General features: G+C 63.1%; 13 protein-coding genes and 1 pseudogene. 9 read left to right on the top strand and 5 right to left on the bottom strand.

Going from position 1 to position 14,722, the window contains the following annotated elements:
- Positions 1-173: 173 nt before the first annotated feature.
- From rplM to NKH41_RS13010, 3 genes are all read left to right on the top strand, one after another.
- Positions 174-638 carry a 50S ribosomal protein L13 gene (gene rplM, locus NKH41_RS13020; RefSeq protein ID WP_023674645.1) on the top strand — a complete coding sequence of 155 codons (465 nt, stop codon included), beginning with the start codon at positions 174-176 and terminating at the stop codon, positions 636-638.
- A gap of 1 nt (position 639) precedes the next feature.
- The gene (gene rpsI / locus NKH41_RS13015; protein WP_352932830.1) at positions 640-1,122 is read left to right on the top strand and encodes a 30S ribosomal protein S9; all 483 of its coding nucleotides are present in this window, start codon (positions 640-642) and stop codon (positions 1,120-1,122) included.
- 224 nt (positions 1,123-1,346) lie between these two features.
- Positions 1,347-1,877 carry a hypothetical protein gene (locus NKH41_RS13010; protein WP_352542425.1) on the top strand — a complete coding sequence of 177 codons (531 nt, stop codon included), beginning with the start codon at positions 1,347-1,349 and terminating at the stop codon, positions 1,875-1,877.
- 87 nt (positions 1,878-1,964) lie between these two features.
- Here NKH41_RS13010 and NKH41_RS13005 read toward each other — a convergent pair whose 3' ends face one another.
- Positions 1,965-2,873: a LysR family transcriptional regulator gene (locus tag NKH41_RS13005; RefSeq protein WP_352932827.1), complete on the bottom strand. Its 909-nt coding sequence runs from the start codon at positions 2,871-2,873 to the stop codon at positions 1,965-1,967.
- A 94-nt stretch (positions 2,874-2,967) separates the two neighbouring features.
- Between NKH41_RS13005 and NKH41_RS13000 the strand changes: the two genes are divergently transcribed.
- Positions 2,968-3,846 (top strand): aldo/keto reductase family oxidoreductase, encoded by an 879-nt coding sequence (locus NKH41_RS13000; protein ID WP_352932824.1) that lies wholly within the window; start codon positions 2,968-2,970, stop codon positions 3,844-3,846.
- A gap of 355 nt (positions 3,847-4,201) precedes the next feature.
- Here NKH41_RS13000 and NKH41_RS12995 read toward each other — a convergent pair whose 3' ends face one another.
- A complete protein-coding gene (locus tag NKH41_RS12995) occupies positions 4,202-5,260 on the bottom strand; it encodes a glycerophosphodiester phosphodiesterase family protein (RefSeq protein ID WP_352932821.1) in 1,059 nt (352 codons plus the stop codon).
- 305 nt (positions 5,261-5,565) lie between these two features.
- Here NKH41_RS12995 and speB point away from each other — a divergent pair, with 305 nt between their 5' ends.
- The 3 genes and pseudogenes from speB to NKH41_RS12980 form a co-directional block, all read left to right on the top strand.
- Positions 5,566-6,573 carry an agmatinase gene (speB, locus tag NKH41_RS12990; protein WP_352449331.1) on the top strand — a complete coding sequence of 336 codons (1,008 nt, stop codon included), beginning with the start codon at positions 5,566-5,568 and terminating at the stop codon, positions 6,571-6,573.
- Positions 6,574-6,602: 29 nt separating this feature from the next.
- Complete coding sequence (gene argC, locus NKH41_RS12985) at positions 6,603-7,529, top strand: N-acetyl-gamma-glutamyl-phosphate reductase (RefSeq protein ID WP_352619204.1); 927 nt, start codon at positions 6,603-6,605, stop codon at positions 7,527-7,529.
- Positions 7,530-8,342, top strand: a pseudogene (locus NKH41_RS12980) (aminoglycoside phosphotransferase family protein); the annotation flags it as partial.
- A gap of 15 nt (positions 8,343-8,357) precedes the next feature.
- Here NKH41_RS12980 and NKH41_RS12975 read toward each other — a convergent pair.
- Positions 8,358-9,452: a COX15/CtaA family protein gene (locus NKH41_RS12975; RefSeq protein ID WP_352932818.1), complete on the bottom strand. Its 1,095-nt coding sequence runs from the start codon at positions 9,450-9,452 to the stop codon at positions 8,358-8,360.
- A 151-nt stretch (positions 9,453-9,603) separates the two neighbouring features.
- Between NKH41_RS12975 and NKH41_RS12970 the strand changes: the two genes are divergently transcribed.
- Positions 9,604-9,831: a DUF2842 domain-containing protein gene (locus tag NKH41_RS12970; protein WP_023674629.1), complete on the top strand. Its 228-nt coding sequence runs from the start codon at positions 9,604-9,606 to the stop codon at positions 9,829-9,831.
- Here NKH41_RS12970 and NKH41_RS12965 read toward each other — a convergent pair.
- Complete coding sequence (locus tag NKH41_RS12965) at positions 9,828-10,886, bottom strand: polysaccharide deacetylase family protein (RefSeq protein ID WP_352449326.1); 1,059 nt, start codon at positions 10,884-10,886, stop codon at positions 9,828-9,830. The genes NKH41_RS12970 and NKH41_RS12965 overlap by 4 nt on opposite strands.
- Positions 10,887-10,976: 90 nt before the next feature.
- Between NKH41_RS12965 and NKH41_RS12960 the strand changes: the two genes are divergently transcribed.
- Positions 10,977-12,206, top strand: coding sequence for a GNAT family N-acetyltransferase (locus NKH41_RS12960; RefSeq protein ID WP_352932815.1), 1,230 nt, complete (start codon positions 10,977-10,979; stop codon positions 12,204-12,206).
- A 23-nt stretch (positions 12,207-12,229) separates the two neighbouring features.
- Here NKH41_RS12960 and NKH41_RS12955 read toward each other — a convergent pair whose 3' ends face one another.
- Complete coding sequence (locus tag NKH41_RS12955; RefSeq protein WP_023674626.1) at positions 12,230-14,479, bottom strand: GumC family protein; 2,250 nt, start codon at positions 14,477-14,479, stop codon at positions 12,230-12,232.
- Positions 14,480-14,722: the final 243 nt, after the last annotated feature.

Here is a 14,722-nt window from a genome sequence, read left to right as displayed (position 1 = left end):
CTCGCCGACATTTCACGCGCCTTGACGCAGTCGCCGTCCTCTCCTATAAGCCCTCACGGAACAGCGGCCCGCAAAGGCCGCCGTTTTGTTATTGGCGGCGGGCAAGCGCCTTTCGCCAATCCAAGCAACAAGAAACGCCTTCTTTTGAAGGTCCGAACCGAAAGCAACAATCCATGGCAACCTTTTCGCAGAAGCCTGCGGATGTGGTGAAGAAGTGGGTGCTGATCGACGCCGAGGGTCTCGTCGTCGGCCGTCTCGCCACTGTCATCGCCAATCATCTTCGCGGCAAACACAAGCCCACCTTCACCCCGCACGTCGACGACGGCGACAACGTCATCGTCATCAATGCCGACAAGGTGGTGTTCACCGGCAAGAAGTTCACCGACAAGGTCTATTACTGGCACACCGGCCATCCCGGCGGCGTCAAGGAGCGCACCGCGCGCCAGCTGCTCGAGGGTCGTTTCCCCGAACGTGTCGTCGAGAAGGCCGTCGAACGCATGATCCCGCGTGGCCCGCTCGGCCGTCGCCAGATGAAGAACCTCCGCGTCTATGCAGGCACGGAACATCCGCATGTCGCCCAGCAGCCCGTCGTCCTCGACGTGGCCAAGCTGAACGCCAAGAACAAGAAGGTTTCGTAAGATGGCTGAGCTTTCCTCGCTCGCAGAACTCGGAGCTGCCACCGGCAATACCAACACCCAGCCGGCCGCACCCGTCCACGTCCAGAAACTCGATAAGTCGGGCCGCGCCTACGCCACCGGCAAGCGCAAGAACGCCATCGCCCGCGTCTGGATGAAGCCCGGCTCCGGCAAGATCGTCGTCAACGACAAGGTGTTCGCCGAATATTTCGCGCGTCCGGTGCTGCAGATGATCCTCAACCAGCCGATTATCGCCGCCAATCGCGCCGGCCAGTACGACATCGTTGCCACCGTCATCGGCGGCGGCCTTTCCGGCCAGGCGGGTGCCGTGCGCCACGGCATCTCCAAGGCGCTGACCTATTACGAGCCGGCGCTGCGCGCCGTGCTCAAGAAGGGTGGCTTCCTGACCCGCGACAGCCGCGTCGTCGAGCGCAAGAAGTACGGCAAGGCGAAGGCCCGCCGCTCCTTCCAGTTCTCGAAGCGTTAAACAAAGACCGGTTTTCTATCGATTTTTTCAGAGGGGCTGCGTATTCGCAGCCCCCTTTTCTTTGTCGACATAGCAATCCCGCATCTTCAGGTGACCCTACGTAATATTAGTAGTATCTTAATTACAGGCGCGTTCCAGATCCCAGGCCAGCAGCCAACTCCACAGAGCGGGAGCTGTGCACGTTGCGACGCGCCGGTAACCCGACGCTCGCGAAGGAGGAGGCAATGCGCATCCATTCCAGCAGTGTGTTTCTGGCAGCTGTCGCCGCCACTTGGGCATTCGCCGCGCCTGCGGCCGACAAAAGCGACGAGCAGCTGATCGAGAATGCGATTACAGCGGCACCGGCGGCTGTCGGCAAAAACGCCGCCGTCGTGAATTGGGAGATGAAAACGTTGAGGAAGGGCACCAACGGTTTCACTTGCATCCCGGACGACCCGAGCACTCCCGCCGACGACCCAATGTGCACGGATGAGAACGGGATGGCGTGGATGCACGCGATCATGTCCAAGAAGGAGCCGCCTGCAGGGAAAGTTGCTTTCGCCTACATGCTAAAAGGAGGCGATGCGGCCAGCAATACCGACCCCTTTGCAACCAAGCCGCCGGAGGGGGCCGAATGGCTGCATGATGGTCCGCACGTGATGGTCATGAACGCACCAGACATGATGGCCTTGTATCCCCACGAGCCGAACCCCACACAACCATACGTCATGTTCCCCGACACGCCCTACGCGCACCTGATGATTCCAGTCAAATAGATCAAGCAAGACCTGCCGCGAAACGTAGTGGCGGGTCACCTGAGGGAAGGGAGCCGCGCTTATTTTCGGGCGCGGCTCTCCCGGGTGTCAGGGCTGGCCGGCGGACGCCTTGATGAAGTCAATGAACGCCCGCAACGGCGCCGGCACGAGGCGCCGGCCGGGATAGTAAAGGAACGGCCCGGAGAAGCTCTGCCACCAGGGTTCAAGCAGCGGTTCGAGCGCTCCGCTCTCGAAGTGAGGACGTAGCCAATCCTCGAACAGGCTGATGATGCCGGTGCCGGCGATGGCTGCATCGACTTTGAGGTCAGTCGCCCCGCCCAGGGTCACGAGAAGCGGCCCCGTCGGGTCGACCCGCACCACCTCGCCGTCGCGCTCGAATTCCCACGGCGGCATCGCACGGCTGGCAAAGCGGCCGCGCAGGCAGGCGTGGCCGAGCAGGTCGCGCGGGTGTTGCGGCCGGCCATGACGATCCAGGTAGGCCGGGCTGGCGGCGGTGGCGAAGCGCTGCACACGCGGTCCGATCGGCACAGCGATCATGTCCTGCTCCAGCCGCTCCCCATAGCGGATGCCGGCGTCGCACCCCGCCGCCAGCACATCGACGAAGCTCTCCTCCGAGATCACCTCCAACCGGATGCCCGGATAGGCGGCGAGAAAAGGCGGAACGATGCTGGGCAGTACCAGCCGCGCCGCGCTGACCGGCACATTGAGGCGCAACGTACCTGCCGGCCTGTCGCGAAAGCCGTTCACTACGTCGAGGGCCGACTCCACCTCGGTCAAGGCAGGACCGAGCCGCGCCAGCAGGCCTTCGCCGGCTTCCGTCAGGACAACGCTGCGGGTCGTCCGGTTGAGCAGCCTGACACCGAGCTGCGTCTCCAGCCGCCGCACCGCCTCGCTCAAGCCGGACGCACTGCCGCCGCTGGCGCGTGCCGCATCCCGAAAACCTTTGGCGCGCGCTACGGCCACGAAGGCGTTCAGGTCCCCGAGATCAATCTGCATTGTTCGTCGTTCCGCACAGCCCGTGCGAATTGTACCCAATTATCATGAGATCGGACAGCGTCTATCTGTGCACCGTTCCTGAAGGAGAAAGACCATGTCCAGCGTCGACCAGTCCGGCACATTCATCCTCGGCGACCGCCCAGTGAGACGGCTCGGCTACGGCGCCATGCAGCTCGCAGGGCCAGGCGTCTTCGGCCCACCAAAGGACCACGACGCGGCATTGGCCGTACTGCGCGAAGCCGTTGCACAAGGCGTCAACCACATCGACACCAGCGACTTCTATGGCCCGCACGTGACCAACCTGTTGATCCGCGAAGCGCTCGCACCCTATCCAGACGACCTCGTTATTGTCACCAAGATCGGTGCCCGACGTGGCACGGATGGCTCATGGCTGCCGGCCTTCTCGGCAGAAGAGCTGACACAGGCGGTGCAAGACAATCTGCACAATCTCGGACTCGACGTGCTGGAGGTGGTCAACCTTCGGGTCATGTTCGACGCGCATGGCCCCGCCGAAGGGTCGATCGAGGCGCCGCTTGCGACGCTTGCCGAGCTCCAGCGACAGGGCCTCGTGCGCCACATCGGGCTGAGCAACGTCACCGCTGCACAGATCGCCGAAGGCCGCCGGATTTGCAGGATTGTCTGCGTGCAGAACCAGTACAATCTGGCGCATCGGGGCGATGATGCCTTGATCGACGATCTGGCCCGCGACGGCACCGCCCATGTGCCGTTCTTCCCACTTGGCGGCTTCAACCCGTTGCAGTCGTCGACCTTGTCCAAGGTCGCCGCACGCCTCGGCGCCACGCCTATGCAGGTCGCGCTCGCCTGGCTGCTTCGCCGCGCGCCCAACATTCTTCTGATTCCCGGCACGTCTTCCGTCGCGCATCTCAGAGAGAACCTCGCCGCTGCCGACCTCGAACTGTCGGACGATGTCATCAAGGAGCTGGATGGTGTGGCAATGGCGGCCTGCGGGTAGATTGCCGAAGGCAGTGATGAGCCAATCTCCCCCAAGTGGGTTCCCTTGCGGGGGAGATTGCCGGCAGGACAGCGAAGGCGCGCGACCTTGCAGGCGGGACCGCCGAGGCGCTGAAGGATCGTCGCATTTTTCTGCTACTACGCCACATTTTGTTCTTGCTTTGTGCCGGCAGCTATGCTACTAATCTGGGTATGGTGCTAATTGGCTCCAGCGACCCGCCCACGGAGGCGGGTTTTCTGTTTCTGGGTTCCTTCGAAAGTTTGGCGCTGTCGGCCTGGGGTCGGCGGGACAGCGCCCTTCTGCCATGCCGGGCATCGTCACCACAAGAGGGAGATCCAATTCTCGCCGCGCCGGTCTAGTTGATGCTGGCCGTGTTGGCCGGCTCGGCCGGGCGCTTCTCACCGGCATAGGGCACGCGAAAACCGTTCGCCGCCAGCCAACTGATGGCGGCCTTCGGTTCGTCGGTCTGGATGATGGTGGCGCCGCGCTCGACCCAGAAGCCATAAGTCTCGCGCGGCAGGCTGGCCGCAACCGCCAGCTCGTCGCCGCGACCGCCGGCGAGGAAGCCTCCCGGCTTGTTGACGATGGCATAGGTGTCGGCCCAGATGTGCCAGTCGCCCCTCACCGCCAGCGCGCGCATGCGCGGGCTGAACAGCGGGCCGCCGGTCTCGGTCAGTGTCTCTGATCCGCTGCGCCAGTTGATCATCTCGACCGCGCGCATCGGGAAGGCCCGGCCCACTTTCTCGGCAAACATGGCGTCGCGAACCGCGTCATCGGCGATAATCGGCATGAACTGGAAGCCGCTGCCGATCGCGTCCATGGCGGCCTTGACGCTGGCAATCCGCTCCGCATTCCACAGGTTCTCCTTGACGATCACCTGTTCGGCCATGTCGAGGTCGCGCGCAACCGCGACCATGCCGACGAGGCTTTCGATATCGAGCTTGTTGTCGAGATTGATGAGGATCCTGTCCCTGGTCGTCATCAACATCTCGCGCAATGTCGAGACCGTCTCGCCCGTAACTGCGCCAGTGCCTTCGATCACCAACCGGCACGTCTTGAGTTCGGCCAATGTGTGCTTGTCGACCTCACCCTTGCAATTCGTCGTGCGGTCGAGCCAACTGTCATGCATGACGACGAACTGTCCGTCCTTCGAGCGCCTGATATCGACCTCGACGATTTCGGCGCCCATTGCGATCGACGCCTCGACGGCGGCGATCGAATTTTCGGGATAGAGCGTCTTGCCGGATTGCATGCCGCCGGCGCGGTGCGCGGCCACTATCACATGGTCGCGCCATTGGTTGGCGTGCTCGAAGCGGTCGAGAATCTGCCTGGCGCGCGTTTCGCCTGCCGATGCCTGGCCAAGGGAGAGCGCCAGCGCCGCGGCAAGCAGAAGACTCAGCCAAATCGTTCGCATGAGACAAGTCGTTCGCACGAGAATCGCTCCGTACCGGGATCGCACCCCGGTTAAGCGATGCCCGTGACAGGCAGGTGAACGAAGCCGGCTTGCAAAATGCCGGAAAATCAGGTCAGCGCCGGCCGAAGCAGTCTTCGGCGGCTACTTTCGGTTGCTTGCCAGGCAATCTCCTGGCGAGCCATGCCGGGTTCGCCTGGCGAGCAAGGATTTGTGACCGGATCGAATGGCCATGATCCTCCGCAGGGGTCGCAATTCTGAGAATTATGTCCAATAAGGTTGCGCGTCGACGCACAGGAGATCGCTTCATGCCGCCAAGGACCATCGATCATGCCTTCACCACCCGCTCCAGGACGGGTGCGTCGTTCGAGCCGACCTATGCCGGCGCCCTGTCGTTCATGCGGCGCAAATATTCGAAGGACGTGAAGGACGCCGATGCGGTGGTGTGGGGCATTCCCTTCGACGCTGCGGTCACCAATCGGCCGGGCGCCCGTTTCGGGCCGCAGGCAATCCGCCGCGCCTCGGCCATCCTCGACAACGACCCGCAATATCCGTTTTCGCGCGATCTGTTCGAACAGCTTGCCGTGGTCGATTATGGCGACTGCCTGCTCGACAGCGGCAATCACCAGAAGACGCCTGCCACGATCGAACGCGAAGCGGCCAAGATCCTGAAATCCGGCGCCTTTCTGCTGTCACTCGGTGGCGATCACTTCGTCACCTGGCCGCTGCTCAAGGCGCATGCCGCCATCCATGGCCCGCTGGCTCTGGTGCAGTTCGACGCACACCAGGACACCTGGCCCGACGACGGCAAGCGCATCGATCACGGCTCCTTCGTCGGCCGTGCAGTCAAGGAGGGCATCATCGACCCCGACCGGTCGATCCAGATCGGCATCCGCACCCATGCGCCCGACACGTTCGGTATCAAGATCCTGTACGGCCATGAAGTGGAGGAAATGCGTGCGTCCGACATCGCGTATGCCATCGTCGACCGTACGGGCGGGAAGAAGACCTATGTCACTTTCGACATCGATTGCCTGGACCCGGCTTTTGCGCCCGGCACCGGAACGCCGGTCGCGGGAGGCCCGTCTTCGGCAAAGATCCTGTCGGTGCTGCGCCAGATCAACCAGCTCGATATCGTCGGCGCCGACGTCGTCGAGGTTGCGCCAGCCTATGATCACGCCGATATAACGGCGATTGCCGGCTCGATGGTGGCCATGCACTATCTCGGGCTGCTGGCGGAACGAAAGGCCCGGCTCGAAGAAATGAACCAGGGCAATCACGGCGTTGCCGGATTGAATCAGGCAAGCGGCATATAGCTTTGAGATAACAGGAATTTTGGCAAGCAATGAAACCGAAAATCTTCATCGACGGCGAGCACGGCACCACCGGTCTGCAGATAAGGGCGCTGCTTGCCGAGCGTGGCGACCTGGAAATCATCTCCATCCCGACCGAGCGCCGCAAGGAAACGGCAGCGCGCGCCGAGTTCCTCAATGCTGCCGATGTCGCGATCCTCTGTTTGCCGGACGCAGCCGCCAAGGAAAGCGTTTCGCTGATCGCCAATGACACCACCAAAGTGATCGACGCCTCGACGGCGCATCGTGTCGCCGATGGGTGGGAATATGGTTTCGCCGAAATGGACAAGGACCAGGCGAAGAAGATCGCTTCGGCGAAGCGCGTCGCCAATCCGGGCTGCTGGCCGCAAGGACCAATCGCGACGCTGCGGCCGCTGGTTGCGGCGGGGCTGCTGCCGGCCGATTTTCCGGTCACCGTCAACGGCATTTCCGGCTATTCCGGCGGCGGCCGGCCGATGATCGAGGATTATGTCGGCAAGGGCGAGGATGCGCCGGAATTCCTGCCCTACGGGCTGACGCTGCAGCACAAGCACGTGCCTGAGCTCAGGACCTATGCCAGGCTTTCGCACGATCCGATCATGCAGCCGGCGGTCGGCAATTTCGCGCAAGGCATGATCACGGTGGTGCCGCTGCAACTCGGCGGCCTCGACCATGTGCCGACCGGCGCCGAGCTTCACGCGGCGATCGCCGATCATTTCGCTTCCATCGATGGCGGCGTGGTCGAGGTGGCACCGTATCTGCATCAGGAACGCATGCCCGACATCGATCCGGAGATCTATAATGGCACCAACCGGATGAAGCTCTACGTCTTCGCCAATGACGATCGAGCTCAGGCGCTGCTGCTTGCGGTCTATGACAATCTCGGCAAGGGCGCCTCGGGCGCCGCCGTGCAGAACATGGATCTGATGCTCGGCCTCTGAATGGATGTGCCGGCATTTCCAAAGCGCTGGAAGGTCGGCGCGCCCGAACTCATCGCCGAAACGTTCAGCAGCCGCATCTGGAAGGTTGCTCGCGAAAACGGCTCACCGGCAATCGTCAAGGATCTAAAGCCTTTCGACGATGTCGAGGACGAGTTGCGCGGCGAGCATTTCCTCGCCTGGCGACGCGGCGAAGGCGCGGTGCGGCTGCTGGGCCGCGATGGCCACCGCATGCTGCTCGAGTATGCCGGCGAAACCTCGCTGTCACAGATGATTGCGGATCAGGGCGACAATGCCGCCACCGCGATCGCGGCGGAGGTGATGGCAAGGCTGGTCTCGCCGTCGAAGCACCCTGCCCCGCCGGACCTTCAGCCGTTGCGGACCCGGTTTTCCAGCCTGTTCAAAAAGGCGAAGGCCGATCGCGCCGCCGGCGAAAAGAGCCTGTATGTCGAAGCTGCCGAAATCGCGGAACGGCTGTTGTCCAATCCGCACGACGTGCGGCCGCTGCATGGCGACCTGCATCACGACAACATCATGCACGGTCCGCCCGGCTGGCTGGCGATCGACCCGAAGGGCGTTCTCGGCGACCCCGGCTTCGATGCCGCCAATGTGTTCTACAACCCACTCGACCGAGACGATCTTTGCATCGATCCGCGGCGGATCGCGCATATGGCGCATGTCTTTGCCGCAACGCTCGGCCAGTCGCCGCCCGCGATACTGGACCACGCCATCGCCTATGGCTGCCTGTCGGCTGCATGGCATCATGAAGATCGCAATGCGGTCGACGAAAACCGCGAGCTGGCGATTGCCGCGGCATCCGGCGGGTGCGGCTCAGCCTCTGAGAGCGATCTCGTGGGGCAGCGGGTAAGCGCCCTTGGTACCGCGCCAATGCGCGGCGGCGAAGCCCAGCAGAACCAGCGCGAATGCCTGATGCGTCAGGGCCATGTGCAGCGGCACATGCATCAATAGGGTGCCGATGCCGATCGATGCCTGCACCGCGACAATCAGGAACAGAAGCGTCGCGCGTCGGGCATGCGTCGTGCCCGGCAGGCGCCGGCGTGTCGCAATCATGTGCCAGAGCGCGACCGCGAAGATCGTGTAGGCGCCGACCCGGTGGACGAATTGCACCGTCTTCGGGTTTTCGAAGAAATTGCGCCATGCCGGCTCGAGCAGCAGCAGGTCGTCGGGGACCAGCTTGCCGTCCATCAGCGGCCAGGTGTTGTAGCTCAAGCCGGCGTCTAGCCCTGCGACCAGCCCGCCGAGATAGATCTGGACCAGCGCCAGCAGCGCCAGGAAGCCGGCCAGACGTTGCGTCGAGCGGTCGGCGGCAGGTTCCGAGTGCGGCGCCAGCCCACGCGCGACCACCATGGTCGCCGTGAAGATCAGCGCCGCCAGCGTCAGATGCGTCGCCAGCCGGTATTGGCTGACCGAAACCCGGTCAACCAACCCGGACGCCACCATCCACCAGCCTATCGCGCCCTGCAGAGCGCCGAGAAGGAGGATGCCCGACAACTTCGTGCCGAGGCCCCGCTCGATGCGGCGCGTCGCCCAGAAGAACAGCAGCGGCAGGGCGAAGACCACGCCGACACTACGCGCCAGGATGCGGTGCACCCATTCCCACCAGAAGATCGATTTGAACGCCTCGATGCTCATGCCGTTGTTGAGTTCGGCATATTGCGGGGTCTGCTGGTAGCGCAGGAACTCCTCCTGCCACTCGGCATCATTGAGCGGCGGGATGACGCCGTGTATCGGCTGCCATTCGGTGATCGACAGGCCGGAATTGGTGAGCCTTGTAGCGCCGCCGACCAGTACCAGCGCAAACAGCACCAGGAGCACGACATAGAGCCAACCGCGTACCAGCGCGCGGTTGCGAAGGTCGCGATCGCGGGCGGCGAAAGGCGCGGCATCGGATATGGCAGCAGCCATGGATTTGTCCCGGCGGTTGAAGTCGCGGATTGGTGAACCATCGCAACCCGGCTTGCAAGACCGGACAGCGCGGCACGCCGTCGCGCCGTTTCTGGCGGGTTGCGCGTATTGGCTGTTCGGCCTAAGCGATAGCGATCAACGAGATCGCGCCATGCCCATTCGCCTGAAAAAGCTGATCGGAAGCTTCCTGCTGGTAGTGCTGGTCATAGTCTATGCGCTGGTCGCCTCGATTGTGGCGGTCGCCCAATTGTCGCAGTCCGGGCCGCTGGCGCACTTCATCTTCTTCCTGCTCAGCGGGCTTTTGTGGGTGCTGCCGGCGATGGGCATCATCAAATGGCTGATCCTGGAGCCGCGGCCGAAGGGGCGAGGCAACAGTTAGATCGTCACCACCGTCTTGCCGGCATTGGCCAGCGGCGTCGTCACGCCCGACAACATTGTTCGGATGTGGGCGACGCTCTGGTAACGGCCATTGACCGAAATGCGCGGCAGGGCGTGCAGGAAGCCGGCATGCTCGGCGCGGAGTATGCCGTGGCGGGTCGTCACCGCCGAGGCGTAGCCGGCATCGCGAACTAGGCCTACTTCGCGGCGGCCGACGGCACTGGCATAACCGTAGGGATAGGCGAAATGGCGCGGCTCCTCGCCGAGTTTGGCCTGCAATATGCGCTTGACATCGCCGATCTCATGTCGCGCATCGCTCTCGGAAAGCCGCTTCAGATTGCAGTGATTGACGCTATGTGCGCCGATCGTCACCAGCGGGTGCCCGGCCATGGTGCGGATCTCGTCCCAGTTCATCAGCGTGCTCGGGCGCGGACCACCCAACTCGATGCCGTTCGAGCGCGCCAGATCCCGCAACACCGCACGCTGGTCCTGCTCGCGCACCTTCAGCGTCAGATGAGCGTGCAGGCGCGCATTGGCCTGGACCTTTTTTCCCGGACTCGAGCAGTCGATTGTCACCGGGCCATCCGGCGTCGTCAGCGTCAGGCGATCGCGCGCATTGACGATGTCCTCGACCACGTCCCACCACAAATCGGCAGCGCCGTCGATCAGCCCCGGCGCGACGTAGATGGTGATCGGCGCGCCGTGTTTCTCCAGCACCGGCAGCGCCTCGGTCATGTTGTCTCGATAGGCGTCGTCGGCGGTGATTGTCGCAAACTGGCCGTCCTTGTCGCCAGCCTTGATGCGCTCGATCGCCTCGTCAAGCGTGACGAAACTGTAGCCGTTCGCCTTCATGTCGGCGATCACGGTGTCGAGGAACCCGGGCGCGATGTTCAAGTGGCGGTTGACGCCGTTCGGCTTTTCCGGCGTCGCGGTAACCCGATGCAGCATCAGGATGGCGCCAAGGCCGCCGATAAACGGCTTGGCCAGCGGCGCGAGACCGGAATAGCGGGCGATATTGAGCGCCAGTTTGCGGATTGCCTCGCCCCCGTCGATCATTCATTCACCTTTTGCGCCTAAGCTCATCAAGCATGGAATGCGCCTGCGCGGGACCCCCAATCGCGACGAATACGCCCTAAGGATTGAGGTATGGTTGACGCCACCGCGTCATTTGACGGCAATCGGCTGGCAAGCAGCGAGGCGTCGCCGTGTGCCTTGCCGGCCGGCAAAGCCGGCCTGTCAACCTCGGTCGCCGATAGTGCGGCGTTGGCGGCGTACGCAGAATTCTGCCATTCGGCGCTTTTTGCCCCTGCGCAAAGCGCAGGCTGGATCCTGAACTGGGCCGCACATACCGGCGCCGACGTTGTCGTTGCGACGCTGCGCGCCGAGGACAGGCCGGTTTTCTCACTGGCGCTGGAGGTCACTCGCAGTGGAGCGTTCCGCGTCGCCCGTTTCATGGGCGGCCGCCATGCAAACGGCAATTTTGCCGCCGCCGACCCGCAATGGCTGGCGAATGCCGATAGCGCGGCGATCCGCTCGATGCTGGCTGCGATTGCCAAGGCGCGGCGCGACATCGATCTTGTTGCGCTGGAGCGGTTGCTGCCCGATCTCGACGGCGTTGCCAACCCGCTCTCCGCCTTGCCGCATTTTTCGAGCCCCAATCTGTCGCTGGCCGCCGGTCTTGTGGGAGGATTTGACGCACTGCTCACCCGCGTGAGCGGCAAGCGCAGGCGCAAGAAGCATCGCTCGCAGGCGCGCAAGTTCGAGGCCGTTGGCAGCTATCGTCGCATCGAGGCGAGAACTTCGGACGAGGTGCACATGCTGCTCGATGCCTTTTTTGAGATGAAGGAATTCCGCTTCCGCAAGATGGGCATCGCCAATGTTTTCGGTGAGGCGGAGGTGCGCGCTTTTTTCCGCTCGCTGTTTGCCGACGCGCTTCAAGAGGAAGATCCGTCCTTCGTCCTGCATGGGCTGGAAGTCGCCGGCAAACTTCGTGCAGTCACCGGGTCGAGCCGCTCGGGCAAGCGGCTGATCTGCGAATTCGGGGCGATTGCCGAGGACGACCTCGCACACACCAGCCCGGGCGACTTCCTGTTCTTCGAGAACATCCAGGAAGCCTCCGAGGCGGGTTTCGAAATCTATGATTTCTCGGTTGGCGACGAACCCTACAAGCGATTGTGGTGCGATGTCGAAACGCAGCATTTCGAGGTGCTGGTTCCGCTGACGCCGAAAGGTCGTGCGCTGGCGCTGGCGCTCAGGCAGGGAGCAAGCCTGAAGGCATTCATCAAGCACAGCCCAATGGTCTGGAAGCTGACCAAGCTGCTGCGCCGCAAAGCCGTGGGGCGGACAGCACCGGCCGCAGGCGAAGACGACAGCTGATTTCGATTTGAGAGAAAACTGCCTCAGGCGGCCGAGCGCCGTCCCGGCATTGGGCCCGGCGCCACATGGCCGATGGGCGTGACCAGCGTCAGGTCGGGATAGCCACTCTCGATGAGCGCGACCGCGGCCTGCGTCACCTCGTCGTCCGGTTCAAGCATGGAGAGCAAAACCTCGGTCCCCTCGCCCACCAGGCGGCTGATGCCTTGCGCGTCGGCCGGTCCGCATTCGACCACGACCAAATCATAGGCGGTGGTCAGCGACTGCATGATGATCGGCAGCCGGTCGGCGGCGCGCATGGCGCGGACCGGATCGGCTGTGCCGACGGGAATCACGTGGCAGTCCGAATAGAGATCGGGGTGGATCACATCGCTGAACTGCGCTTGTGAGGCGAGCAGATCGGTGATGCCCGGAAACAGCCCGCTGTCCAGCATCGGCCGCGAGGCAGCACCCGAAGCGGTGAGATCAAGCAGCAGCACGCGAAGCCCGGCGTCGGAGACTGCGCGCGCCACCAGCACTGCCGAGGCGGCCGCCTCGTCGCCTTCCGGTGACACGAATATGGCGCGGGCGGCACCGGTGGCGATCAGTTTTTCCGCGGCCTTGTCGATGTCGACCTCGCCGAGGATAGAACGTGCCGGTTCAATGTCTCCAGCTGCCATTTCAGAGTACTCCGGTTCGATTTTCTCGGCAGCCGCTTCCGCCACCGCGACGGGTTCCGGCTCCACTTTGCTTTCAATGATATTGTCGTCGTCGGCCTCATCGATCTCAACGACTGCCGGTTCGGACCGGCCAACCGACGGGTCGGGCTCGGCCATCACGCGTTCGGCCTGGACAGCCGGCATCGCAACCTGCTCGATGCGCTCGAAATGGGCACCGGCGGCCGGACGCATGGCGCGGCCGGAAAACAGTTCCTGCAGCAGCGTGACGATCGCCATGATGAGCAACGAGCCGACAAAGGCCGCACTGACAATCGGACCAATCTTGGGGAAATAAGGTTCGGCCGGCACCTGGGCCTCCGAAAATACGCGAGCGTCGACGGGCAGATAGTTGCGATCCTTGCGTGCGGCCGCCTGGAGATAGCTGGATGAATAGAGATCGAGCTGCTGACGCTTGGTCGCGGCATCACGCTGCAGCGCATCGAGTTCCACCTGCTCTTCGCCGGCGCGGGCGGACGCCGCCTTCAGCGTGTTGACGTCTGCCACGAGTTGAGCCTCTCGCGCCTTCGCCGTCTCGGCCTGCGCCATCAGACCTTTCATGATCTTTTCCGCTTCGTTGCGGATCTGGCGGTCGAGATCCGCGAGCTGCGACTTCAGCGCGCGGATGCGCGGATGGTTGTCGAGCAAGGTGGTGGAAAGGTCGGCGATGTTGTTCTTGAGTTCGACTTGCCGCTCGCGCAGGCGCTGGATCAGTTCGGAAGACAACACCTCCGGAACGGCATCCAGCGAGCCGCCATTGCGCAACGCCCTGCGCACGCTGTCAGCGGTCGCTTCCGCCGAAGCGCGATTGGCGCGCACGCGTGACAGTTCGCTCGACAATTCGGACAGCTGCTGGGTGGCAAGCACCGAATTGTTGCCGCCCATCAAAAGATCGGACTGCGCACGGAATGCGGCAACCTTGGCTTCCGCCTCCTTCACCCGGTTCTGCAGATCCGCGATTTCGGGCGCCAGAAAGTCGGTGGCGGCGGAATTAGATTCGAGCTTGGCATTGCCCTTGGAGGCGATATAGGCGTTTGCAATGGCGTTCGGGATCGCGGCGGCAAGCTTTGGATCCTCTGACGAGAACTCGATTGCGATCGCGCGGGTTTTTTCAACGCCATAGACGTTGAGCTTCTCATGCATTGCGTCCAGCACGCGCTCTTCCAGCGGAATCTCGAACGGATCGCTTTTCAAGCCAACAAGGACAAGGGCGCGGCTCAGCGCCGACATCTTCAGCGCCTCGTCGAATTCGGGCAATTTCGCCAGGTTGAGCTTCGCCGCCACCTGCTTGAGGATGTCGGGGGACGAGATGATCTGGACCTCGGTGGCCACAGCCTCTTCGTCGGGAATCGACCGCTCGTTGCCGTTGGCCCCGGCTGGCCGCGTGAACTCCGATTCTCGAGGCCCGATCTCCAGCTTGGCTGCCGCCTTGTATTCGGGCGTTGCAAGCCAGGCGAGCGCAAAGGCCAGACCGGTTACAACCAGTGCGACGACAAGGATGCGCAGCCAGTTTCGCGCCAGGCTGGCGAAAAGCTGCCTGAGATCGACGTCGACATCTGCGGCCGCGGATTGAACGGACATGCATCCCTGCTCCGGTACTGAGTCAGCATGCACCGTAAACAACTATGGTAACTCAGCCGTTAATATCGCGGTAAGAACCTGTCAGGCTCTATTAACAAGCCGCAAACAAGAGGCTGAAAACCATCTGCATTCGTCGATCCGGCCCGCATCGGCCGCGCGCCTTTACCGGCCATTAACCCTAACAGGATGATAACCGAGCTCGATCGTTAAGGTTTGCCGCAGAGTCGCCGGCTATTCAAAGGT

This window comes from Mesorhizobium sp. M1169, from assembly GCF_040318345.1.
Taxonomy (GTDB): Bacteria; Pseudomonadota; Alphaproteobacteria; order Rhizobiales; family Rhizobiaceae; genus Mesorhizobium.
This window is presented reverse-complemented; position numbering and strand designations above follow the sequence as displayed.

Bases quoted from the DNA above. Each gene is read 5' to 3' on its own strand.
- rplM (WP_023674645.1), top strand. From the start codon at position 174: ATGGCAACCTTTTCGCAGAAGCCTGCGGATGTGGTGAAGAAGTGGGTG.
- rpsI (WP_352932830.1), top strand. From the start codon at position 640: ATGGCTGAGCTTTCCTCGCTCGCAGAACTCGGAGCTGCCACCGGCAAT.
- NKH41_RS13010 (WP_352542425.1), top strand. From the start codon at position 1,347: ATGCGCATCCATTCCAGCAGTGTGTTTCTGGCAGCTGTCGCCGCCACT.
- NKH41_RS13005 (WP_352932827.1), bottom strand. From the start codon at position 2,873: ATGCAGATTGATCTCGGGGACCTGAACGCCTTCGTGGCCGTAGCGCGC.
- NKH41_RS13000 (WP_352932824.1), top strand. From the start codon at position 2,968: ATGTCCAGCGTCGACCAGTCCGGCACATTCATCCTCGGCGACCGCCCA.
- NKH41_RS12995 (WP_352932821.1), bottom strand. From the start codon at position 5,260: ATGCGAACGATTTGGCTGAGTCTTCTGCTTGCCGCGGCGCTGGCGCTC.
- speB (WP_352449331.1), top strand. From the start codon at position 5,566: ATGCCGCCAAGGACCATCGATCATGCCTTCACCACCCGCTCCAGGACG.
- argC (WP_352619204.1), top strand. From the start codon at position 6,603: ATGAAACCGAAAATCTTCATCGACGGCGAGCACGGCACCACCGGTCTG.
- NKH41_RS12975 (WP_352932818.1), bottom strand. From the start codon at position 9,452: ATGGCTGCTGCCATATCCGATGCCGCGCCTTTCGCCGCCCGCGATCGC.
- NKH41_RS12970 (WP_023674629.1), top strand. From the start codon at position 9,604: ATGCCCATTCGCCTGAAAAAGCTGATCGGAAGCTTCCTGCTGGTAGTG.
- NKH41_RS12965 (WP_352449326.1), bottom strand. From the start codon at position 10,886: ATGATCGACGGGGGCGAGGCAATCCGCAAACTGGCGCTCAATATCGCC.
- NKH41_RS12960 (WP_352932815.1), top strand. From the start codon at position 10,977: ATGGTTGACGCCACCGCGTCATTTGACGGCAATCGGCTGGCAAGCAGC.
- NKH41_RS12955 (WP_023674626.1), bottom strand. From the start codon at position 14,479: ATGTCCGTTCAATCCGCGGCCGCAGATGTCGACGTCGATCTCAGGCAG.